This window comes from Microbispora hainanensis, from assembly GCF_006874475.1.
GTDB classification, from domain to species: Bacteria; Actinomycetota; Actinomycetes; order Streptosporangiales; family Streptosporangiaceae; genus Microbispora; species Microbispora hainanensis.
Genome location: NZ_VIRM01000027.1, coordinates 81,277 through 101,117 on the forward strand (window position 1 = coordinate 81,277; position 19,841 = coordinate 101,117).

Below are 19,841 nucleotides of genomic sequence, written 5' to 3' on the forward strand. Positions count from 1 at the left end.
CGGTCGTCTGCCAATTGATCAGCATTTATAGAGAGGTGTCCCGATGTCGATGACCAACCGTCCGCTGCGCAGCCAGGAGTGGTTCGGCGCGGAAGGACGCAACGGGTTCATCCATCGATCGTGGATGCGCAACCAGGGGTTCGCCGACGACGTCTTCGACGGCCGCCCCGTGATCGGCATCGCCACCACATGGTCGGAGTTGACGCCGTGCAACGCCCATTTGCGCGACCTTGCCGAGTCGGTGAAGCGCGGGGTGTGGGAGAGCGGAGCCCTGCCGCTCGAGTTCCCGGCGATGAGCCTGGGAGAGCCGGTGATGCGGCCGACGACCATGCTCTACCGCAACCTGCTGGCCATGGAGGCGGAGGAGCTCATCCGGGCCAACCCGCTCGACGGCGTGGTGCTGCTGTCCGGCTGTGACAAGACCACACCCGGGCTGCTCATGGGCGCGGCCAGCGTCGACCTGCCCACTCTGATGGTCACCGGTGGCCCCATGCTCAACGGCAAGTTCCGCGGCCGGGACATCGGGTCGGGCACCGACGTGTGGCGTTTCACCGAGGAGATGCGGGCCGGCCGGATGACCGCGGCCGACTGCGCCGAGGCGGAGATCTGCATGTCCCGCAGCCGCGGGCACTGCATGACCATGGGGACCGCCTCCACGATGGCCTGTGTCGCCGAGGCGCTGGGCGTCCAGTTGCCGGGGTCCGCGGCCCTTCCGGCGGTCGACTCCCGGCGGTACGCGCTCGCGCAGGCCGCCGGGCGCCGGATCGTGGCCATGGTGCAGGAGGACCAGCGGCTGTCCACCGTGCTCACCCGCGAGGCCTTCGAGAACGCCATCCGGGTCAACGCCGCCATCGGCGGCTCCACCAACGCCGTGGTGCACCTGCTCGCGATCGCCGGGCGCCTCGGCGTCCCCCTGGCGCTGGAGGACTTCGACACGCTCATCGCCGAGGTGCCCATGCTGGTCAACCTCATGCCCTCCGGCACCTACCTGATGGAGGACTTCGCGTACGCGGGCGGACTCCCGGCGCTGATGAAGGAGATCGCCTCCCTGCTGCACCTGGACCACGTCACCGTCAGCGGAAAGAGCGTGGCCGACAACATCAGCGGCGCGCAGTGCTGGAACCGCGAAGTCATCGGCACCATGGAGAAGCCGTTCCAGGCCGCCGGCTCGGGCACCGTCGTGCTGCGCGGGTCGCTCGCGCCGTCCGGGGCCGTGCTGAAGGTCTCCGCCGCCTCGGCCCATCTGCTGCAGCACACCGGACCGGCGCTCGTGTTCGACCGTATCGAGGACTACGTCGCCGCGGCCGACGACCCGGACCTGGACGTCACCGCCGACACGGTCATCGTGGTGCAGAACGCCGGGCCGCGCGGGTACCCCGGCTTCCCCGAGGTGGGCAACATGCCCATGCCGCGGCGGCTGCTCCAGGAGGGGGTCACCGACATGGTCCGGATCTCCGACGCCCGCATGAGCGGCACGGGGTACGGCACCTGCGTCCTGCACGTGGCCCCGGAGGCGTCCGTGGGCGGTCCCCTCGCACTCGTCCGCACGGGCGACCTGGTTCGTGTCGACGTTCCGGCGCGGAGCCTGGACCTGCTGGTCGACGAGGCGGAGCTCGAACGCCGCCGCGCCGCCTGGCGGCCCCCGCAACCGCCCGCCACCCGGGGATGGGTGCGGCTCTACAGCGAGCACGTGATGCAGGCCGACCAGGGTGCGGACCTCGACTTCCTCGTCGGCGGCAGCGGCAGCGCCCCGCCCCGTCACTCCCACTGACCGGCCACCAGATCGCGGGTGGCGAGCGGAGACGGCTGGTGTCGAGGATCGGCACGCTTCATGGCGGCCAGACCTCGACATCGGCACGTCAGCCGGCACTGCCCTCGCCGGAGGCTTCGTTGTCGCGGCCTTGCGGGATCATCCAGGGCGGCGTGTGCTTCCGCTGGCGGGGGAACATGGTGAGCTCCTCCGCATAGGCCCACGGGGGCACCTGAAGGTCGTCCCCGAACGGGAACTCCCTGGCGAACGTCTGCATCGATGCCGTGTACGCCCTCCTGCGACGGCTGTATTCAAGCCGGCACCTGAACCAGGTCCCCTCCCCAGGCTGGTATTCGGCCCGCTTGAGCTGGTGAAACAACTCGTCCAGGCCGTCCACGTCCTGCGTCTGCTCGGAGCCGTCGGCCACCGTGTAGGTGGTCAGCGTGGTGCCGAAGGTGCCGAGCTGGCGTCGGAGCACCTCCGCGTTGCGCCAGCGCTTGGGCGCTCGGGCGGCCACCAGTTCTCCGATCTCGACGCAGAGCTCATGCGTCCGATAACGCGACACCGGTCCTCAGTCGCTCCTCACGCGTGGTCCTCGACCGTCAGGCGGTCACCGGCCGAGCCGGTCAGATGGGACAGTGGGCACTATGAAGACCATTCTCAACGTCATCTGGCTGATCTTCGCCGGTCTGTGGCTCGCGTTAGCTTACGTCGCGGCGGGGATCATCTGCTGCGTCCTCATCATCACCATCCCCTTCGGCATCGCGGCGTTCCGGATCGCGGGCTACGCGCTGTGGCCGTTCGGCCGGACCGTCGCCGACAAGCCGTCCGCCGGCGCGTGGTCGACGATCGGCAACGTCATCTGGCTGCTCGTCGCCGGGATCTGGCTGGCGCTCGGGCACGTCGTCACCGCCATCCCGCTGTTCATCTCGATCATCGGCATCCCGCTGGGGATCGCGAACCTCAAAATGATCCCGATCTCGCTGATGCCGCTGGGCAAGGACATCGTCCCCGTGAGCCGCGCTTAGGTGACCGTGACCGGCAGTTTGAGTTCAGATAGAGGCCTTACATTCGCGCGCCGGTGACGGCTTTCCGGCAAAGGGGATGTCACGAGGACGAAGACACCGCACGCTTCTCCGGCCCGCGCTTGACATGGCTGGCGGCCCGGGTGATTGATGGATTTATGGGTCATTTGGCCGATGCTGATCGTGAAACTGGGGATTGGTCCGGTTTTTGCCGATCATCGTGGCCGGGTTGGCGGGGCCGCGCCCGGGAAAGACGGCTGGAGAAGCGAGTGGCTCACGAACCCGTGCTTCTCGCGTTGGACGACCTGCACTGGGCCGATCCGATAACCCTGCTGGCGTTGCGGGCGATGACCAGAGAACTCGCCTCCTATCCGCTCGTCTGGATGCTGACCCGTACGATCGGCAGCGGTGACTGGTCCCGCCTCAACTGCCTGTTCCACGTCCTGGAACGTAACGGTGCGACCCGGATCACGCTGGAACCGTTGGACGAGAGGGCTGTAGAGGACGTCGTCACCGACGTCCTCGGGGCCAAGCCCGAGCCGGACGTGCTGGCCTTGGCCGGCATCGTGGACGGCAATCCCTTCCTGCTCGTCGATCTCCTGGAAAAGCTCAAAAGCGAGGGTGTTTTCCAACTCGCCGATGATCGCGTACGGATGGTTTCCGCGCGCCTGCCGCAGGTGCGGGCGATAGGGCGAGAACGCCTGGAGGGGTTGCCCGTACGGACCAGATATCTGCTGCAGTGCGCCGGAATCCTTGGCCATTCGTTCTCGGTGAGAGATCTGGCCGAAATGCTTGGCGAACCGGCCAGCACTCTGTTGCCGATGCTGGAGGAGGCGATTTCGGCGGGCATCATCAAACCCGCTGGAGACGAACTCTCCTTCCGGCACGATCTGCTGTGGCAGGCGGTTATAGGGACCATCCCCGACTCCGTTCGCCGGGCCATGCACCACGACGTGGGGGAGATGCTGCTCAAACGTGGCGGGTCGGCTGTTCCCGCCGCGGCGCACCTCCTTCACAGTGCCACTCGCGGTGATGCGTCCGCACTGCTCGGGCTGGATCGGGCGGCGCAGGAGGTGCTGCGGTCCTCACCCCAGACCGCCGTCGATCTCGCCATGCGGGCGCTGGAGCTCAGCGACCCCGCCGATCCTGAGTGGTTCGGTCGCGCCGCCACAGCGGTCAACGCGCTGACGGTCATCGGGCGGCTGTCGGAGGCGGCCGATCTCGCGCGTTCCGCGCTCGGCAGGGCCTCGTCTCTCCACGCGCCTCGCCTGCGGTGCGCGCTGTCGCACATACTGCTGTGGAGCGGCCGGCCGGCGGATGCGGTGTCCGAGGCCGAAAACCTGCTCGCCCAGCAGGACATCCCAAGTGATCTGCGCGGCATTGCCGAATGGACGATGTTCTGGGGCCTCATCTGGCAAAACGACCTCCGGAAAGGGCGACAGCGGGCGGAAGCCGTCCTCGCCCACCGTGAACGGCACACCGATGCCGCCGTCGTCGGGGCACTTCTGCTGCTCGCTCGGTTCGCGATGGTCGACGGGCGGGGCGCCGACTCGTTCACGCATCTACGCGAAGCCCTCCTGATCACGGACAGCGGCACCGTCGAAGCCGTCCAGCGTCCGTACGCGCGCCTGCTGCTGAGCCTCCAGTACCGGTCCATGCGACAGTTCGACGCGGCCGACATCGCCATCCAGGCCGCCGAGGAGGAAATCGAGAGCCTCGGGCTCACCGTGCTCGCCCCGCAACCCGCGCTGTTCCGTTCGGTTCTGCATCTGATCGCCGGACGATATGACGACGCCGCCGCCGAAGCCCAGACCGGGAAGACGATCGCCGAAGAACTGGGCACGCACGGATTCATCCGCGTCGGGTTGTCCGTACTCGCGTTCATCGCCATGCGGCGGGGTGACATCGACGCCGCGGTCCGGTACATCGAGCGCTTCCAGTCCACACACGCCGCGCCCGGGATGTTGTTCGGGCCGGTGTGGGAGAAGTGGGTGATGGCGGTGGTGGCCGAGGGCCAAGGTGATCCGGGACGGGCGATCGACATACTGCGCACGATCTACACCGACGAGGAGGAGCGGCGCTGGGCCCTCCTCACGATGCCTCTCACGGCCGCCTGGATGACCCGGCTGGCCCTGGCCGTGGAGAACCGTCCGTACGCACAGGCCATGGTCGACACGGCCGAACACCTGGCTCGGAACAACCCGGACTTCCCCATGTTCGCCACTGCGTCCGCCCACGCACGTGGCATTCTCTGCGCCGACCCCGATGCGCTGGCCTCCGCTATCGATCAGCCGGAACCATGGATACGCGCCTCGGCCGCCGAAGACCTCGGCGCCTTGCTGGCCGCCACGTCCGGCACCGACGCCGCCGCGAAGGCCGTCGACAAGCTGGATCAGGCGCTCGACGGCTACGAACAGATCGGTGCGCTCTCGGACGCGGCCCGCGTACGGGCCCGGCTGCGGGCGCTTGGGGTGCGGCGCCGGCACTGGAACCAGCCCCAGCGGCCGACGTTCGGCTGGGAGAGCCTCACCGAGACGGAACGGGCCGTCGCCGGCCTGATCGCCAGGGGGATGACCAATCGCCAGATCGCCCAGCGGATGTTCCTGTCGCCACATACGGTGTCCACCCACCTTCGCCGGATGTTCGGCAAGCTCGACATCGCATCCCGCACCGAACTGGCCCGCATCGTCGCCGAGGAATGCCCTGAGCTCGTCAAGGGTGCTTGAGCCCGGAAAGCCGGGTTGCCGTGGCGGCGCCGTTCCCGATGTCCTGGGCCTGCGCAGGCACTCGACAGGAGCTGACGAATGCACTCTGAACTGCATGAAGGTGCTTCTCCCCCGGCCCGGAGGGAACGGTTGCGCCACGTCTACTGGATCGGCGGTGGGAGTGGAGCCGGAAAATCCACCATCGCCCGGCGCATCGCCGAGCGGTATGGGATGCGTCTGTACGACACCGACGCCGCCATGCCCGGCCACGCCCGCCGCATGCCCGTGGAACAAGCTCCTTACCTGGGCGAGTTCGCCGCCATGGACATGGACGAACGCTGGGTGACCAGAAGCCCGCGCGAGATGCTCGATACCTTCCACTGGTATCACGGCGAAGGATTCGAGTTGATCGTCGAAGACCTTCTCGCCCTCCCCGCCGACCGGCCGGTGCTCGCCGAAGGCTTCCGGCTGCTGCCCGGCCTCGTCCACCCCCTGCTCGCCGAAGCGGACCATGCCGTGTGGCTGCTGCCGGCTCCCCGGTTCCGCCAGGCGGTGTTCGACAGCCGTGGCGGACCGGCATGGGGATTCCTGGCCAAGACCGGTGACCCGCAGCGGGCGCTGCAGAACCTGCTCCAGCGCGACGCGCTGTTCACCGACCGGCTCAGCGAGCAGATCGGTGATCTTGGCCTCAACGGGCTCAGGGTGGCTTCCGAGGACACCGAGGAAGATCTCGAACGGCGAGTCTCCTCGGTGTTCGGTCTCGAGGCGTAAGCGGTCGACGAGGGTTCAGCGGCACAGAGTGTGGCCGAGTGACCGTGAGTCCCCTGATTCCCCGGCAGGTTGCCGACCGTACGGGCACGCAAGCCCTCGCGGCCTCGTCGGCTACTCGTTAGGATACAACTGTATCCATTCGGGAGATGAGGTCGCCATGCGCGTTCCTGACCGGCCGTCCGCCTTCAGCAGTGACTCTGCCCGTGACAAGTACTACGCCGTATACGACCGCGTGCTCCGCGAGCTGTGGCCGGTGCCGGTAGACACCATCGACGTGGAGACTCGCGCCGGCAGCGTGCGGACCTATCGAGCCGGGCCCGCGGAGGGGGATCCCGTGGTCCTCCTGGCCGGGGCGGGCGGGAACGCGCTGGCCTGGCACCGCTACATCGAGCCGCTGGCGCGTACGCGCCCGGTCCTTGCCGTCGACCCCCTCGGCGAGCCAGGCCGCTCGGTTCAGAAGCGGACCCTGGCGACCGGTGCCGAGGTCGGCGGCTGGGTCACCGACGTCCTGGCCGGGGCCGGGGCCGAGCGCGCACACCTGGCCGGCTTCTCCTCCGGCGGCTTGGCCGCGGTATGGACGGCGGCGGAACAGCAACGCGGCGGGGGCGGCCGGGTCGCGGCGCTGACGCTGGTGGACCCGGGCGGCTTCGCGCCGATAACGGGGCGTTTCGTCCGATGGGCCGGTGCCGGCGCCATCGCCTCCATGCTTCCTGCTGCGTTGCGACACCGCATGGCCGGCGTCGTGGGCAACGGGCTGCTGCGCGAGGATGGCCTGGTGAGGCTGATGCGGGCCGGCTTGTCCTTCCGCCGGCACGTGCTCATCCCGTCCGCCTACACCGACAAGCAGATACGTGAGGTGTCCGTGCCCGTACAGGTGCTGCTGGGCGCTCGAAGCACGCTGCACGACGCGCGGGCGGTGGCCGCGCGGCTGGCCGACATCGCGCCGTCCTGGCGCGTGGAGATCGTGCCGGACACCGGGCACTCGCTGTGCGTCGAAGCTCCGGACCTGGTCGCCGAGCGGATCCTCACCTTTCCCGGCCAGGAGCGTCCCTGGGGACCATGACACCGAAGCACAGCACGAACAGGTAGGAAAGGGGCATGCCCCGACAGGTGGATCATGACGAGCGGCGGCGCCGGCTGACCGAGGCGCTGCTGCGCATCGCCGGCACCCGCGGCCTGCAGGCGGTATCGATGCGTGAGATCGCCGCCGAGGCCGGGGTCTCGCTGCGCGTCGTCCAGTACTACTTCACCAACAAGCAGGCCCTGCTCGAGTCCGGCCTCCTGGAGCTGGGTGCTCGCGGCCGGCGGCGGGTTCGGCAGCGGGTTGCCGATGCGGCGGACACGCTGTCCACGCGGGGTGTTCTCGCCGCCGTCCTCGGCGCGATCGTGCCCTTCGACGAGCAGAGCCGCCTGGACTCCATGGCCTGGACCGCCTACTACACCGCCGCCCTCACCGACCCGGCGCTCGCCGCAGCCGGGCTCACCCTGCCCAACGCACTGGAAGACTTCCTCACCGTACGCTTGACCGCAGCGCAGCAGGCCGGGGACATAGCCCCTGATCGTGACCCGCGGGCCGAAGTCGCCGGCCTTCTGGCGCTCGCCAACGGCCTGACCTCAAGTGTCCTCAGCGGGCAGCGCAGCTACGAGGCCGCTACCAAGCTCATCGACTACTACCTGGACCGCCTGTTCGGGCCGGACCGTGCGCCTCGGAGTCAGGCGAACGAGATCGGGGCAGGTGCGGACGCAGCCGCGAGCCGTGGCGCAAGTCCAAGACGATCTGCACGAGATCGTCATTGATCCGATGGGATCGGCTGATCGCCGCTGATCGCCGTTCAATCTGGCACGCATCCGGCACGCGACCGAGCGGCAGCAACGGGCACGGCAGGCGGTCAAGGCATCTGCTCAGGCGCCAGCGGGCACCGGTCTGCCGGTGCTGAACCCAATCGAGGAAGCGGACGGCTTCGGGCCTGGGGGGAATCGGGACGGCGTCCGCCGAGGACCAGCGCCGATGCTCAGCAAGCTCTGGATCCTGCACGCCGGGAACCACCGTGATCGGATTAGGCTCTCCAGATGGTCACTCCGATTGAGCTCGTGATTTTCGACTGCGACGGTGTGCTCGTCGACAGCGAACGCATAGCCGTGCGCATCCATGTAGCCGTGGGCGCTGAGCTGGGCTGGCCGCTGACCGAAGCCGAGGTAATCGAAAAGTTCATCGGCCGGTCGCCCCTCGCCAACGGCGAACACATCACTGCCCGAGTGGGGCCGAGCCTGGGCGCGCTCTGGCAGGAGAGGTTCAAGCAACTGCACCGCACCGCCGTCGATGCCGAACTCGTCCCGGTCGACGGCATCCTCGAAGTCCTCGACACCCTCACACTTCCTAGCTGCGTCGCCTCTGGTGGCAGCCATGACACGATGCGCCACACCTTGGGCCGCACCGGGATCTACGCGTACTTCGAAGGCCGCATCTTCAGCGCAAGCGAGGTCCTCCACGGCAAACCGGCCCCCGACCTGTTCCTGCACGCCGCCAAGCAAATGGGCGTCCACCCCTCGGCCTGCGTCGTCGTCGAAGACAGCAAATACGGGGTCCAGGCGGCCCGCGCAGCGGGCATGCGCGCTCTTGGCTACGCCGGTGGACTCACGCCCGCGGAATGGCTCGAAGGACCGGGCACCACAGTCTTCGATGACATGCGCGAACTTCCGACGCTTCTCGCACAAACCTGCCCCGTGGAGACACCCGATCCCCGATGAGGGGAGAACTGAGCCGTCGTCCAACGCGGCCAAGGGCGGGGATCATGTGATCGCTGACTGCATCGGGCTGGATCGCGGGGCCCAGGCTCGGGGGCCCAGGCTCGGGGGCCCAGGCTCATACGTAGTCGCACTCCGGATTCGGCCTCGACGTCGCGTCGATGATGTCGTCGAGCCTGTCCCGGGCGACAATCAGCTCGGCGATCTGCGCGTTGATCCGGTCCCGCTCCGCCGCCAGCCGTTCCCGAGATTCCGGCGTGCTCACCTTGGCGTCGACGCACGGCAAGAGCTCCGCGATCGTCTTGCTGGACAGTCCCGCGCCGTACAACTGCTGAATCAGCCGCACGCGGTCGACGGCCGCGCTGTCATAGAGCCGCTGCCCGCTTTCACTACGCGTCGAGGTCAGCAACCCCTGCTCCTCGTAGTACCGGAGCGCCCGCACACTCACGCGCGTCATGCTCGCCAGGTCCCCGATTCGCACAGTGATCCGCCTCACAATATTGACCTGCCGCTTTGGCGTGCCGGCCGGCCTTTCGGCGCTGGGCGGACTTGCGGCCGACGCGGGTCTTGGCAGCCAGCGCGAGCAGCAGGCGGCGCTCCAGCCATCGCCCGAGTGCCCCATCCAGGGCGTCGCCGTCCACCTGCCCGCACAGACGGCGCACCGTCTTCTCGTCTGGGCCGAGGTAGCGGCCGCTCGCCGGGTCCTGCCGTGCCCCGAGCGTCTTCAACGTCTTCTGCCCGGCATCGGCGATCCACCGCCCGATCGCATAAAACGAGCTGCTCCCGGCCAGTACCGCCGCGATCGCCATCGCCAGGACCGCGGGCAGCGCATGCCGTACGCCTCGGGCATCACGCGGATCCGGCACCTGCGACAGGGCTCTGAGCAGGCACTCCTGGCCGGTATGGCCCAGCTGGACCACCTGCGGCGAGCTGTCGGACTGGCCATGAACACGATCGATCAGCGAAGATAGCGGCGCGGGCACGGGACCCCTCATGATCTGTTGGCGTAGAGAACCACAAGATCATCGGGGCCGTGTCCGTCTTGTCAAATCCCACCCCGGCCATCACTCATCGCACCCGCGAGCCCAGGTTCGACTTTGCCGTGCCCGTGGGTGGTGGCTCGGGCAGTCAGTGGCGGGCGAGTTGTCCAGTGCGGTGAGGAGGGTGTTCAGATTGCTGCCTTTGAGGATGCGCGTGGACTCGAGTGTCGCCTCGTTGATGCCTGTGAGCTTGTGTGAGGTGCGGTAGACGCATACGCGCAGACCTTGCGGTGCTGGATTCCATAACGGCCGTGCCGAGGCTCGTCGTGTCCGTGATGATTTCGGCTGGAAGAAGGAAAGGAACAGGTCCCTGATCTCGTCACCGCAACCGGCTCGGAACTCCTTCTCGCTTTCGATTCTGCGAACGGGTAGCTGTTTGGTGAGCTGGTACGACAGACGGTCGAGAGCGTCGAGTGCGGAGGGGAACGGCTTTCCGCACACGCTGGTCGGCACGTCCGGCAGCACCGCCCTGCCGGAGGAGTCCACCAGGACGAAGTAGTCGAACGTGTACCCGATAGCCGGGCATCTTATCCCCTCGAAGAACCATCGCAGTTTGAGCAGTGGACTGGCTTGGGCTCGCGCTGGCGGGCGGCGCAGCTCGGTCATCAGTTCGGTTGCCGGACCCGTGGCGTGCTCCTCGTTGAGGACTTCCCAGCGGCCTTTGCCGGGCAGATACTGGGAAATCCAGCGGCAGCGTACGACCTCGATCGGGACGAAGCCGTAGGGGAGCGCCTGGCGGGGCATGGAGAGCAGGTCCGGGCTTGACCTTCCGGGGCAGGAGGCGGTGACGACATGGTCTAGTCGTGGGGCCTCGTCCATCCTGTTATCACTTCTGATGAGGATCATGACGGCGAGCACGACGAGGACGATGCGCAGAGCATGCACCGCTGCACCTTATTGACGCGTGTCGTCTATTGTTGCCGGTTTGCTAATAAGGCGACGACGTCGGACCGGCTGGGCGGTCGACCCCTGGTTCCCTCTATCCCGCAGGAAGTCAATCAAGGAGATCGGGGCGGCGTGCGGTTAGGGCGCGGCGGGAGGTCACATATCTCTCGTAGAACTCCTCGGCGAGGGCTTCGCGGCGGTACCGCTGGCGTAGGACGGGGTCAAGGTCTCCGGCTCGGTTGACGAGGTCGGTGAGGGACTTGCGTTCGATGTCGAAGGCGGCCATGCATTGCTCGACGGCGGAGTCAAGGTCTCCGCGTCGGGCGTGGACGATGCCGAGGTCTATGTGGGCGCCGCCGACCGCATGGGGGCGCCACATTCACGACCTGCGGCACACGGGCAACACCCTGGCGGCGGCCACCGGGGCAACCTTCCAGGAGCTGATGAGCCGCAGGGGTCACTCCAGCACGAACGCGGCCATGGTTTACCTGCACGCGGCCAAGGACAGAGACCGCGCGATAGCCGATGCCATGGAGGAGATCGTCAAGCAGGAGCTCGCCTCCGCCAACGACAAAGATGAGGAGCGGGCGGCGACGGAAGCAAAGATCAACTGATCTGGCACGAATCTGGCACGCGAGTGAGGAAAGTCCGTAGAGATGATCAAGGCCCGGGCCGGGATCATCTTCCTGACCTGGGCCTTCGTGTGTGGAGCGGGTGACGGGAATCGAACCGGACCAGTAACAGGGTTCTCACCTGCGAGTTTGCTGTTCGCGCTGGTCGCGCCTATCGGGTTGAGCCGGGTTCTGCCGCGTTCTGCCCACTCCTGCCGGTCCGGTGTGCCCACGTGGGCACACCGTTGATCTCTTCCATGGGGGTTCACGTCAGTGCGTCATTCGGCGTGGGGTCCAAAATCAGCTCTCGTTGAGCGGGTTGCTCCAGGTGATGGTGATCAGCCATTTGCCGCCTACGACGCAGCGTCCAAAGGTGGTGGGCAGCGGCTCGCGTGGGTGGTAGCGGATCTCGCTTCCCCGGAAGTCCACCTCGACATCGTGGAAGCCGATGTCGTGCAGCCCGCCCGCGGACCGGTACCACTTGTAGTAGGACTCCTTGGCGCTGAAGATCAGGCGCGGCTCGAGCCGCCCATGGTGAATACGACCGATCGAGATCCGTGCCTGCTCGCCATCGGTCAACACGCTTCGCCAGACGGCTTGCGGCAGCTCCTGCGCCGGTTCGAGGTCGATGCCCAGGCCACCGACAGCCGCGGCGCTACCGACGGCGACGATGCATAGCCGCGGTTTGTGGCTGATGCTGCCGCGCACGTCCGCTGGCCAGTCCGGAGAACCGTCAGGGCGGACCAGCAAGGGCCCGGCCTCCGCGCCGATCTCGCGAAGCGCGGCGCGAGCACACAGCCGGCCGGCGATGAACTGCCGCTTACGCAAGAGGTCGCTGCGCGGCACCAGCGCGGCCTCGGCCGGATGGAGGGAGCGGCCGCCGATCTGAGGCAGGCAGGCGCCGGCCTGGGCTGGATGGGGCGAACGAGTATCGACCTGGGCGGGATCGAGCGCGGTGAGGCGCACACCGGGAGGAAGCAGACGTCGCAGATATTCGACCTCCGCCGGTGGTATGGGATCGCCCGTAAGCGAAGTCAGCGTGCGGCCAGGGGAACCTCCGCGTACAGCTCGAGATGCCGCCGGGCGCTGGCCGTCCATGTGTAGTCCTCCGCCAGGCGCAGTCCGGCGGAACGCAGCCGGGCGCGCAGGTCCTGGTTGTCCAACGTGTCGGCGAGGGCGTCCGCCAGCGCGTCCGCGTCGCCGATGGGGACCAGCAAGGCGTCGCGGCCGGGGACCAGCCACTCGCGGAACACCGGCAGGTCGCTGGTCACCACGGGAACGCCGGCCGCCATCGCCTCCAGCGCAGCCAGCCCGAACCCCTCCTTCACCGAGGGGAACGCCAGCACGTCGGCCGCCGCGTACCAGGCCGCCATCTCCTCCTCGGGGACGGTGCCGAGCTCGACGATGTCCTTGCCGAGGGTGAGGTCGAGGGAGTCGAGACTCGCCAGGACCCTGTCCCGGTAGGCCCGGTGGTCCTGGAAGGAGTGGCCGCCGACCACCGCCAGCACCGGCGCCGGGGTGCGGTTCCTGATCAGCTTGGACAGGGCGGCCACGAGCGTGTCGGTGCCCTTGCGCGGCTCGATCCCACCGACGGCCAGCAACATCGGGCGGTCGCTCGCATCGACACGTGCGCGCAACCGCGCCACCAGCTCCGGTGCGGCCTCGCGGTATCGGAGCAGGTCGACCCCGTTGGGGACGACGGCCGCGCTGACGCCGTACTCGTCGCGCAGGATTCGTTCCCAGGTCCTGGTCACCACCAGGATCCGGTCGGGTTCGAGGATGGCCCGGGTCTGGCAGTCCATCAGGGACGGGCTGTCGAAGTCGTCGACGTGATGGACGGTCCGCACGACGCTGCTGGGAACCCCCGCGTCCCGCACGCGCGCCGCCGCACGTGCCGAAATGCAGTCCTGGGTGTGCAGGATGGGGTACTTGGCAGCAATGCCCGCCAGGGCGGCCTCGATCGCATCGATGTTCGCCGCCACCTTCTCCTCCAGTCCTCCGGAGGTGGTGGGAGCAGGGATGACGTAGGTCGGGGCGGCGACCGGCCGGAAGAATCCCTTCGCCGGGTCCCCCAAGCCGACGATCACGACGTCCTGCCCGAGGGCGTTCAGCGCCTCGCCCAGCGCCAGCGTATGCGCGACTCCGCCCCGCGGTTTCGTGCTGTAGGTGACCAGCGCGACGGGCGGCAAGAGTGGGTGCCCGGTCATCAGTGCACCTCTGCCAGTTCGGGCCGACGGCTCGCGATGGCCGCCGCCGCGTACGCGGCACGTGCCGCGGTCTCGGTCACCAGGCAGCCGACCTGCTCGAGCGCGGCGCGTTGCCTGGCGTAACCCTGCGGATCCGTGTCGGCTCCGAGGACGTAGGCGACGACGCGGGGGCCGCCGTCCGCGCTGATCTCCTCCATCACGGATGCGAGCTGCCCGGCCGGATCCTCATGCGAGCCATAACCGAGCACGACATCGAGCAGCACCACCGCGACCTCCGGATCGCGGGCTTCGCGCCGCATGATCTCCAGGCGAGTGGTGGGGTCGATCATCGGGTGGGGCCGGCCGACGGTGTACTCTTCCGCGCCGAGATCCAGCAGCACGTGCGTGCCGGGAGGAGCCGGGAGCGTGTGATCGTGTAGGAGCGGCTCGTTGGAGTAAACGTCTCCGAGCAGCTCTCCGATGATCAGTTGCGCCTCATAGCAGAGCGTCCCGCCGGAGTAGTACCCCCGGACGGTACGCCGCTCCTCTCCCAGCGCGGCGATCGCGTCCTCCACCTGCCTGCGTACACCCTTCGACGTCGCCGTCGGTGTGACGCCGACCAGCCGGGCGGCGGCGAGCGCACCGTCCTCCAGTGTGCGGGCCAGCCGCACGCCGGAGGGCGTCTCCATGTCTCCAAGGCCGAGGAAGGTGGCCACCGTAGGGGTGGACGTGCACTGGCCCAGCACTTCGCGGGCGACTGTCTGGCTCGGCGGCTTGGAGACCAGGAGGATGGCCTTGGTCGCCGGGTCCTTGTCGAGCATGCGCACGGCAGCCTTGGCCATCCGCCCTCCGATCTGCTCGGACAGGTCACGACCGCCGACGCCGATCACGTGCGAAACGCCGACGCCCCAGCGATCCAGCAGTGCCGAGACCTCCTGCGCGCCGGTGCCGGCGGCGGCGACGACGCCGACCGGCCCCCTGCGTACCGAGTTCGCGAACCCCAGCCCGGTGCCCGAGATCACCGAGGTGCCGGCGCCGGGCCCCATCACCAGCAGGCCGAGCTCGTTGCCGCGTTTCTTGAGCTCCGCCTCCTCCTCGATGGAGACGTTGTCGCTGAACAGCAGTACGTGCAGTCCTTCGGAAAGCGCGTGGTGGGCTTCCAGCGCAGCGTATTCCCCGGGGACGGAGACGATCGCCACGGTGGCGTCCGGCATCTGCTCCACGGCCTGTCGAAGGGTCCGTGGCGGCGCGACGGCGTCGCCCTCCGACTCGGCCGGGGCCTGCGCGTACACGGCCTCCGTGCCGGAGTCGAGAGCGGTCTGCGCCGCGGCCTCGCCGCTCGTGCGTACGGCGAGAACGAGATCGTTCGACCCTGCAGTGCCGATGACTTCCTCGCCGAACCCCTCGGCGGCGAGGTTCTCCAGCCCCGAGGGGGTGGCCATGACCGCGCCGGCCCAGGAGACGTCCTCCCGTTCGGACATCACCGAGGTGGCGACAAGCAGCCGCAGCGAGTCACAGTACGTGTCGCGGACGATGCGGACTCGGGCGATGTGGTTCGTTGTACTCATACGATGCTCTCGACTGGTTCCGGGATGATACGGGTACCGATGCCGGTAGACGGGTCGAGCGCACCGAGCATGTGCTCGGCGCATGTGATGACCGCCGTCCCACCGCTGTCACGGACGAACTCGATCGCCGCCTGCATCTTCGGTCCCATGCTGCCTGGGGGGAACTGGCCTTCCGCCAGATACTTCTGTGCGATAGCGAGGGGCATCTCGTGGACGACGCGGGCCTGTGGGGTGCCGAAGTCGATGGACACCGCGTCCACCCCCGTGACCATGATCATCGCTCCCGCCCCGACAGACCGGGCGAGGCGGGCGGCCGCCGAGTCCTTGTCGATCACGGCGTCGACGCCTTGGTAGCGCCCGCCCTCGCGCGACACGGCCACGCCGCCGCCCCCGGCCGCCAGCACGATCTTGTCGGCAGCGAGCAGGGTCTCGACGGCGGACGACTCCAGCATCTCGATAGGGAGTGGAGACGCGACCACCCGCCGGTACCCCCGCCCCGCGTCCTCTCTCATGTCCCATCCGCGCTGCCCGGACAGGGCGAGCGCCTGTGCCTCCGTGAAGAAGGGGCCGATGGGTTTGACCGGCGTCTGGAACGCCGGGTCTCCGCGGTCCACGGTCATGTGCGAGATGACGGCGACAGCCGTACCGGGGCCGAGGATCGAGTCGATCGCGCGTACGAGGACGCTGCCCAGTTGTCCCTCCGACATTGCGTTGAGGATGTGCAACGGCTGGGGTGGCACGAGATCGCCTCCCCCCTCCTGCTGGATCGACAGGTTGCCGACCTGAGGGCCGTTACCATGAACGACGACCACCCTCCATCCCGCTCTGTACAGGTCCGCAATCCCTGTTGCCATCTGGATGGCATTGCTCTCGATCTGCTCGGAAGTGCCCTCCTGATCTGCTCGGGTCAGGGCGTTCCCGCCGAGTGCCACCACAGCGACATGGTTCACGAGCCGTCCCCACCTCAATGTCCGATAATAGATGAGACGTTTACGATAGTGAACTGTTCGGAAGGAGTTGGTCAATGACCGAGCCTGACCCGACACCTGCCGCGGGTCCTCGGGAGGCAGCCGAAGAGCTCTCCCGCCAGTGGGCGGCGACCTCAGAGCGGGCGTTCTCTGCCGGTCTGCATCAGCCAGACATCTACCTCAGGACCACACGGCTCGCCGGCGCGGTCGCGGAGGAACTCCGTCGGCGCGGGCGGGGCATCGGATCCCTGCTCGACGCATGGCGCGAGCACGGCGACCTGGTCCGCCGGGTCGCCCGGTCCAGCGAATCCCTTACCGCCGAGGGCTTGGACATCGAGGCGATCGCCGGCGCTGCGTTCACGATCCGTTATCGAGAGGTCCTGGAAGAGGTCACGTGCGACGATCGGCTGGCCGCCCTCGCGGCTGCGCCGACGGACACGAGGTGGGTGGTGCTGGAGGAGTCCGGCTATCGTCCCGGGGATCCGTTCGTTCCCTACCGGCGGCTCGAGGCCGATGCCCGCACTGGACGCGCGCTGCTGGTGACGACGCGGCCGGATGATGCGTTCACGGGCTGTGTTCACGTCGTCGAGCAGGGGTTCATCGACATCGATACCGGACGGCTGACGGCAGGCGACCCTGCGCGGGACGTCCATGAGGCGCGCTCCGCCGCTGAGCGGGAGGCATTGGTCGAACGTCTCCGGCCCTCACTCGAGGGTGATGCCACTGGCTGAGACTGTGCGGGGTATGTTGCCACTTCCTGGGTCTTTCCTATAGAAGTACAGAGAAGTTTCCTATAGTAGATGAAGATTTCAGGGAGTGCAGGGCAGGCACCGTGTGCGAGCGGCCCGGCAAGGAGCTGTGACATGACCCAGGCGAATGACCGAGTAGCCGATGCGACGGAGACCGCCGAACTGATCGTCAAACTCCAGAGTCTGGGGCTGCGGACCGACGGGTCCATCGGGGCGCGCAAGGGCGGCGCCGGCCCCGCCGACGCGGGGATGCTGTGGATCAACGGAGCACCCGTCACCGTCCCGACCACGGCCGGCTACGTGCAGGACTCGCCGTACGCGCTGCGGCAGGAGGACGACGGCTTCGGCGTCTACGAGGGCTCGGTCCGGCTGGCTGACGCGTCGCTCGCGCCACGGCCCAAGTACTACGACATGGAGACCGCAGGCGGCGTCCCATACTGGAAGATCGCCCTGTTGCACCTCGACTCCCTGGCGAGCACGGTCCTGCAGACCTGCGCCTACTGGGGGAACTCGGACCAGTGCAAGTTCTGCGGCATCGGGGTCTCCCTCGACGCCGGCCGTACCATCGCGAAGAAGACGCCCGAGATGCTGGCGGAGGTGTCGGTGGCGGCGCGGGATCTCGACGGCGCGGTCGACGCAACGCTGACGACCGGCAGCACCGCCACCCCCGACCGCGGCGCGCTCTATGTGGGCAAGTGCGCGAAGGCGGTGAAGGAGGCGTCCGGACTGCCGGTGCAGGTCCAGTTCGAGCCGCCCTCCGACCTCGACGTGATCAACCGCGTCCGCGACATGGGCGTCGACTCGGTCGGCATCCACGTGGAGACCTTCGACCCCAAGGTGCTCGCGGAGATCGCGCCGGGTAAGGCGCGATGGGGCATCGAGGCATACTTCACCGCCTGGGAACGTGCTGTCGAGGTCTTCGGCGCGGGCCAGGTGTCCACCTATGTGATCCTGGGCATGGGGGAGGACCCCGAGATCACGGTCGAGATGTGCAAGCGCGCGGTGGACATCGGGGTCTACCCGTTCATCGTCCCGCTGCGCCCGGTGCCCGGCAGCCTCATGGAGGACGCGCTTCCGCCGTCCTCGGCGTACGTCGAGGGGATCTATCGGCAGATCGTCCCGCAGATGTTGCGACGCGGGCTCACCGCGGCCGGGACCAAGGCCGGCTGCGCACGCTGCCAGGCCTGCTCCGGGATGGCGGCCCTCGAACGTGTCGGTTCGGGTTCGACGAAGGGTCTGGCTGATGGGCGTACGGCTCTCCCGCTCGTCGTCTGATCTCGGCGAGCCGGCGCTCGTCTGCCGTTCTGCGGTCACACCGGACGAGCTGGCGCAGCACGTGAGGATTCGGCAGGCGGTCTTCGTCGAAGAACAGGGGCTGTTCGAGCAGACCGACCAGGACGAGTTCGATCGCGATCCCACGACCCACCACGTGGTCGGATACGCGAACGGCGTCCCGATCGGCACCGTCCGGTTGTACCGCGTACCCTCGCCGGACGGCGACGAGGTGCTGTGGAAGGGAGATCGGCTGGCGGTCCTGCCCGGGCATCGTCATCTGATGCTGGGCGGGCCGCTGGTCAGGTACGCGGTCGCGACCGCGGCGTCCGCGGGCGGCGACCGCATGCTCGCCTTTGTGCAGCTCACGAACGTGACCTTCTTCCGAAGGCTCGGCTGGTCGAGGGTCGGTGAGCCGGTACCGTACGTGGGCGTGCCTCACCAGCAGATGAGCATCGACCTCACGTGACGACCTCGTACGGCAGGCGGGGCCGTGCCGCCTCAGCGAGCCAGCCGGGTCACCGACTCCCGCTTCAGGTCGAAGACGACCACCGATCCGGAGGCGTCGCCGATGCGCACTTCACCGGTGTCGTCCAGCGTCCCGATCCGCTGCGCGGTGAGGCCGCGGGCGGTGAACGCCTCAAGGCATTCCCCTACCTTCTCGGCCGGCGTCGTCAGCAGGAACGCGAAGCAGGGGAAGCAGGACAGCCAGTCGCCGATCGGCACCCCCGCGGGCACCGGAAGCACGTCCAGATCGACCTGGACGCCGAGCTTGCGCGCCTCCAGGAGCATGGCCAGCGAGCCGATCATTCCGGCCATGCTCACGTCCTTGGCGGCCGCGGCGGCACCCCGCTCCGCGACCTCGGCCAGGGTGCGGACGTCACCCGCGAGACGTTCGCCACGCTCCTCGAACGATGGGAAGAACAGGAAGTCCTCCCGCATCCTCCCGTCGAGGCAGCAGGCGAGGACAAGTGCCTGGCCCGGCTCGGCGTGGATCGCCGAGAGCACAAGGTCCGCGGCGCCAAGCCCGAACGCCGACAGGCTGGGCGGCCCGTCCGTCTCGGTGAGGTGCCCGCCGACGATCGGCACCTCATACACCTCGGCGGCCCACTTCAGGCCCTCGAGGATGGCCTTGGCGACGTCGCGCGGGCCCGTCACCGTGTCGACGATCGCGAGTGGCCGGGCCCCCATGGCGGCGAGGTCGTTCACATTCGCGAGGACCGCCGCGATGCCCGCGCCGTACGGGTCCTTGGCGACGAAGGCGGGCAGCATCGCCTCACCCCCCACGATCAGATTGCGTCCCCGGTCGTGCACGACCGCTCCGTCGTCACCGGGCCCGGCCCACCAGTCCCCGCCGCCGAAAACATCGGCGACCACGCCGATGGAGTTCTTGGCCGCGACACCCGGCAGGCTCCGGAGCCGGCGCGCCAGTTCTTCAAGATCATGAGTGTTGCGTGTGAACAAGGCGGCTCTTCCGTTTCGGTGCAAATTGGGGCGAAAGTTAATATTGGGGCCAAAGGCCGCAAATGGCGTCATATCAGCCAGTGAGGAAGCCGTTTCCGTGAT

General features: G+C 68.1%; 21 protein-coding genes. 11 read left to right on the forward strand and 10 right to left on the reverse strand.

The window, feature by feature from the left end; all coding sequences use genetic code 11:
* The first annotated feature begins 43 nt into the window (after positions 1 to 43).
* On the forward strand, positions 44 to 1,771 hold the full coding sequence (locus tag FLX08_RS21960) for an IlvD/Edd family dehydratase (RefSeq protein ID WP_208761581.1): 1,728 nt from the start codon (positions 44 to 46) through the stop codon (positions 1,769 to 1,771).
* Positions 1,772 to 1,859: 88 nt separating this feature from the next.
* On the opposite strand, the gene FLX08_RS21965 is transcribed toward FLX08_RS21960, so the two are convergent.
* The gene (locus FLX08_RS21965) at positions 1,860 to 2,315 is read right to left on the reverse strand and encodes a hypothetical protein (RefSeq protein WP_142620791.1); all 456 of its coding nucleotides are present in this window, start codon (positions 2,313 to 2,315) and stop codon (positions 1,860 to 1,862) included.
* A gap of 82 nt (positions 2,316 to 2,397) precedes the next feature.
* Here FLX08_RS21965 and FLX08_RS21970 point away from each other — a divergent pair, with 82 nt between their 5' ends.
* The 6 genes from FLX08_RS21970 (at position 2,398) to FLX08_RS21995 (ending at position 8,999) form a co-directional block, all read left to right on the forward strand.
* On the forward strand, positions 2,398 to 2,778 hold the full coding sequence (locus FLX08_RS21970; RefSeq protein ID WP_142620793.1) for a YccF domain-containing protein: 381 nt from the start codon (positions 2,398 to 2,400) through the stop codon (positions 2,776 to 2,778).
* A gap of 266 nt (positions 2,779 to 3,044) precedes the next feature.
* Positions 3,045 to 5,501: a helix-turn-helix transcriptional regulator gene (locus tag FLX08_RS21975; protein WP_167530518.1), complete on the forward strand. Its 2,457-nt coding sequence runs from the start codon at positions 3,045 to 3,047 to the stop codon at positions 5,499 to 5,501.
* A gap of 78 nt (positions 5,502 to 5,579) precedes the next feature.
* The gene (locus FLX08_RS21980; RefSeq protein ID WP_142620797.1) at positions 5,580 to 6,251 is read left to right on the forward strand and encodes a shikimate kinase; all 672 of its coding nucleotides are present in this window, start codon (positions 5,580 to 5,582) and stop codon (positions 6,249 to 6,251) included.
* A gap of 157 nt (positions 6,252 to 6,408) precedes the next feature.
* Positions 6,409 to 7,314, forward strand: coding sequence for an alpha/beta fold hydrolase (locus FLX08_RS21985; RefSeq protein WP_142620799.1), 906 nt, complete (start codon positions 6,409 to 6,411; stop codon positions 7,312 to 7,314).
* A 35-nt stretch (positions 7,315 to 7,349) separates the two neighbouring features.
* A complete protein-coding gene (locus FLX08_RS21990; RefSeq protein WP_142620800.1) occupies positions 7,350 to 8,048 on the forward strand; it encodes a TetR/AcrR family transcriptional regulator in 699 nt (232 codons plus the stop codon).
* Positions 8,049 to 8,321: 273 nt separating this feature from the next.
* Positions 8,322 to 8,999 (forward strand): HAD family hydrolase, encoded by a 678-nt coding sequence (locus tag FLX08_RS21995; protein WP_142620802.1) that lies wholly within the window; start codon positions 8,322 to 8,324, stop codon positions 8,997 to 8,999.
* A gap of 115 nt (positions 9,000 to 9,114) precedes the next feature.
* Here the strand turns inward: FLX08_RS21995 and FLX08_RS22000 are convergent, their stop codons facing one another.
* From FLX08_RS22000 to FLX08_RS40755, 4 genes are all read right to left on the reverse strand, one after another.
* The gene (locus FLX08_RS22000) at positions 9,115 to 9,453 is read right to left on the reverse strand and encodes a MerR family transcriptional regulator (protein ID WP_341874341.1); all 339 of its coding nucleotides are present in this window, start codon (positions 9,451 to 9,453) and stop codon (positions 9,115 to 9,117) included.
* The gene (locus FLX08_RS22005) at positions 9,386 to 9,979 is read right to left on the reverse strand and encodes a transposase family protein (protein ID WP_167530519.1); all 594 of its coding nucleotides are present in this window, start codon (positions 9,977 to 9,979) and stop codon (positions 9,386 to 9,388) included. Before FLX08_RS22005 ends, FLX08_RS22000 begins: the two co-directional genes overlap by 68 nt.
* 81 nt (positions 9,980 to 10,060) lie before the next feature.
* A complete protein-coding gene (locus FLX08_RS22010; protein WP_142620808.1) occupies positions 10,061 to 10,921 on the reverse strand; it encodes a hypothetical protein in 861 nt (286 codons plus the stop codon).
* Between the two features lie 109 nt (positions 10,922 to 11,030).
* Positions 11,031 to 11,207: a hypothetical protein gene (locus tag FLX08_RS40755; protein ID WP_167530520.1), complete on the reverse strand. Its 177-nt coding sequence runs from the start codon at positions 11,205 to 11,207 to the stop codon at positions 11,031 to 11,033.
* Positions 11,208 to 11,253: 46 nt separating this feature from the next.
* Here FLX08_RS40755 and FLX08_RS22015 point away from each other — a divergent pair, with 46 nt between their 5' ends.
* On the forward strand, positions 11,254 to 11,535 hold the full coding sequence (locus FLX08_RS22015) for a site-specific integrase (RefSeq protein ID WP_142620810.1): 282 nt from the start codon (positions 11,254 to 11,256) through the stop codon (positions 11,533 to 11,535).
* Between the two features lie 297 nt (positions 11,536 to 11,832).
* Here the strand turns inward: FLX08_RS22015 and FLX08_RS22020 are convergent, their stop codons facing one another.
* The 4 genes from FLX08_RS22020 to FLX08_RS22035 all read right to left on the reverse strand — a co-directional run bounded on the left by FLX08_RS22020 (position 11,833) and on the right by FLX08_RS22035 (position 16,236).
* On the reverse strand, positions 11,833 to 12,498 hold the full coding sequence (locus tag FLX08_RS22020) for a 4'-phosphopantetheinyl transferase family protein (RefSeq protein WP_167530521.1): 666 nt from the start codon (positions 12,496 to 12,498) through the stop codon (positions 11,833 to 11,835).
* Positions 12,499 to 12,566: 68 nt separating this feature from the next.
* Complete coding sequence (locus FLX08_RS22025; RefSeq protein ID WP_142620814.1) at positions 12,567 to 13,739, reverse strand: MSMEG_0565 family glycosyltransferase; 1,173 nt, start codon at positions 13,737 to 13,739, stop codon at positions 12,567 to 12,569.
* Positions 13,739 to 15,286 (reverse strand): acyl-CoA synthetase FdrA, encoded by a 1,548-nt coding sequence (gene fdrA, locus FLX08_RS22030; RefSeq protein ID WP_142620816.1) that lies wholly within the window; start codon positions 15,284 to 15,286, stop codon positions 13,739 to 13,741. The genes FLX08_RS22025 and fdrA overlap by 1 nt, the downstream gene beginning before the upstream one ends.
* Positions 15,283 to 16,236 carry a carbamate kinase gene (locus tag FLX08_RS22035; RefSeq protein WP_142620818.1) on the reverse strand — a complete coding sequence of 318 codons (954 nt, stop codon included), beginning with the start codon at positions 16,234 to 16,236 and terminating at the stop codon, positions 15,283 to 15,285. The genes fdrA and FLX08_RS22035 overlap by 4 nt, the downstream gene beginning before the upstream one ends.
* 74 nt (positions 16,237 to 16,310) lie before the next feature.
* On the opposite strand from FLX08_RS22035, the gene FLX08_RS22040 reads away from it, so the two are divergent.
* The 3 genes from FLX08_RS22040 to FLX08_RS22050 all read left to right on the forward strand — a co-directional run bounded on the left by FLX08_RS22040 (position 16,311) and on the right by FLX08_RS22050 (position 18,744).
* Positions 16,311 to 16,985, forward strand: coding sequence for a hypothetical protein (locus FLX08_RS22040; protein WP_142620820.1), 675 nt, complete (start codon positions 16,311 to 16,313; stop codon positions 16,983 to 16,985).
* Positions 16,986 to 17,117: 132 nt separating this feature from the next.
* Positions 17,118 to 18,278 (forward strand): MSMEG_0568 family radical SAM protein, encoded by a 1,161-nt coding sequence (locus tag FLX08_RS22045; protein ID WP_142620822.1) that lies wholly within the window; start codon positions 17,118 to 17,120, stop codon positions 18,276 to 18,278.
* A complete protein-coding gene (locus FLX08_RS22050; protein ID WP_142620824.1) occupies positions 18,247 to 18,744 on the forward strand; it encodes an MSMEG_0567/Sll0786 family nitrogen starvation N-acetyltransferase in 498 nt (165 codons plus the stop codon). Before FLX08_RS22045 ends, FLX08_RS22050 begins: the two co-directional genes overlap by 32 nt.
* A 32-nt stretch (positions 18,745 to 18,776) precedes the next feature.
* On the opposite strand, the gene FLX08_RS22055 is transcribed toward FLX08_RS22050, so the two are convergent.
* Positions 18,777 to 19,739, reverse strand: a complete 963-nt coding sequence (locus tag FLX08_RS22055) for an AIR synthase related protein (protein ID WP_167530522.1) — start codon at positions 19,737 to 19,739, stop codon at positions 18,777 to 18,779.
* Between the last annotated feature and the right edge of the window lie 102 nt (positions 19,740 to 19,841).

Bases quoted from the DNA above. Each gene is read 5' to 3' on its own strand.
- FLX08_RS21960 (WP_208761581.1), top strand. From the start codon at position 44: ATGTCGATGACCAACCGTCCGCTGCGCAGCCAGGAGTGGTTCGGCGCG.
- FLX08_RS21970 (WP_142620793.1), top strand. From the start codon at position 2,398: ATGAAGACCATTCTCAACGTCATCTGGCTGATCTTCGCCGGTCTGTGG.
- FLX08_RS21980 (WP_142620797.1), top strand. From the start codon at position 5,580: ATGCACTCTGAACTGCATGAAGGTGCTTCTCCCCCGGCCCGGAGGGAA.
- FLX08_RS21985 (WP_142620799.1), top strand. From the start codon at position 6,409: ATGCGCGTTCCTGACCGGCCGTCCGCCTTCAGCAGTGACTCTGCCCGT.
- FLX08_RS21990 (WP_142620800.1), top strand. From the start codon at position 7,350: ATGCCCCGACAGGTGGATCATGACGAGCGGCGGCGCCGGCTGACCGAG.
- FLX08_RS21995 (WP_142620802.1), top strand. From the start codon at position 8,322: ATGGTCACTCCGATTGAGCTCGTGATTTTCGACTGCGACGGTGTGCTC.
- FLX08_RS22000 (WP_341874341.1), bottom strand. From the start codon at position 9,453: ATGACGCGCGTGAGTGTGCGGGCGCTCCGGTACTACGAGGAGCAGGGG.
- FLX08_RS40755 (WP_167530520.1), bottom strand. From the start codon at position 11,207: ATGGCCGCCTTCGACATCGAACGCAAGTCCCTCACCGACCTCGTCAAC.
- FLX08_RS22015 (WP_142620810.1), top strand. From the start codon at position 11,254: ATGCCGAGGTCTATGTGGGCGCCGCCGACCGCATGGGGGCGCCACATT.
- FLX08_RS22025 (WP_142620814.1), bottom strand. From the start codon at position 13,739: ATGACCGGGCACCCACTCTTGCCGCCCGTCGCGCTGGTCACCTACAGC.
- fdrA (WP_142620816.1), bottom strand. From the start codon at position 15,286: ATGAGTACAACGAACCACATCGCCCGAGTCCGCATCGTCCGCGACACG.
- FLX08_RS22040 (WP_142620820.1), top strand. From the start codon at position 16,311: ATGACCGAGCCTGACCCGACACCTGCCGCGGGTCCTCGGGAGGCAGCC.
- FLX08_RS22045 (WP_142620822.1), top strand. From the start codon at position 17,118: ATGACCCAGGCGAATGACCGAGTAGCCGATGCGACGGAGACCGCCGAA.
- FLX08_RS22050 (WP_142620824.1), top strand. From the start codon at position 18,247: ATGGGCGTACGGCTCTCCCGCTCGTCGTCTGATCTCGGCGAGCCGGCG.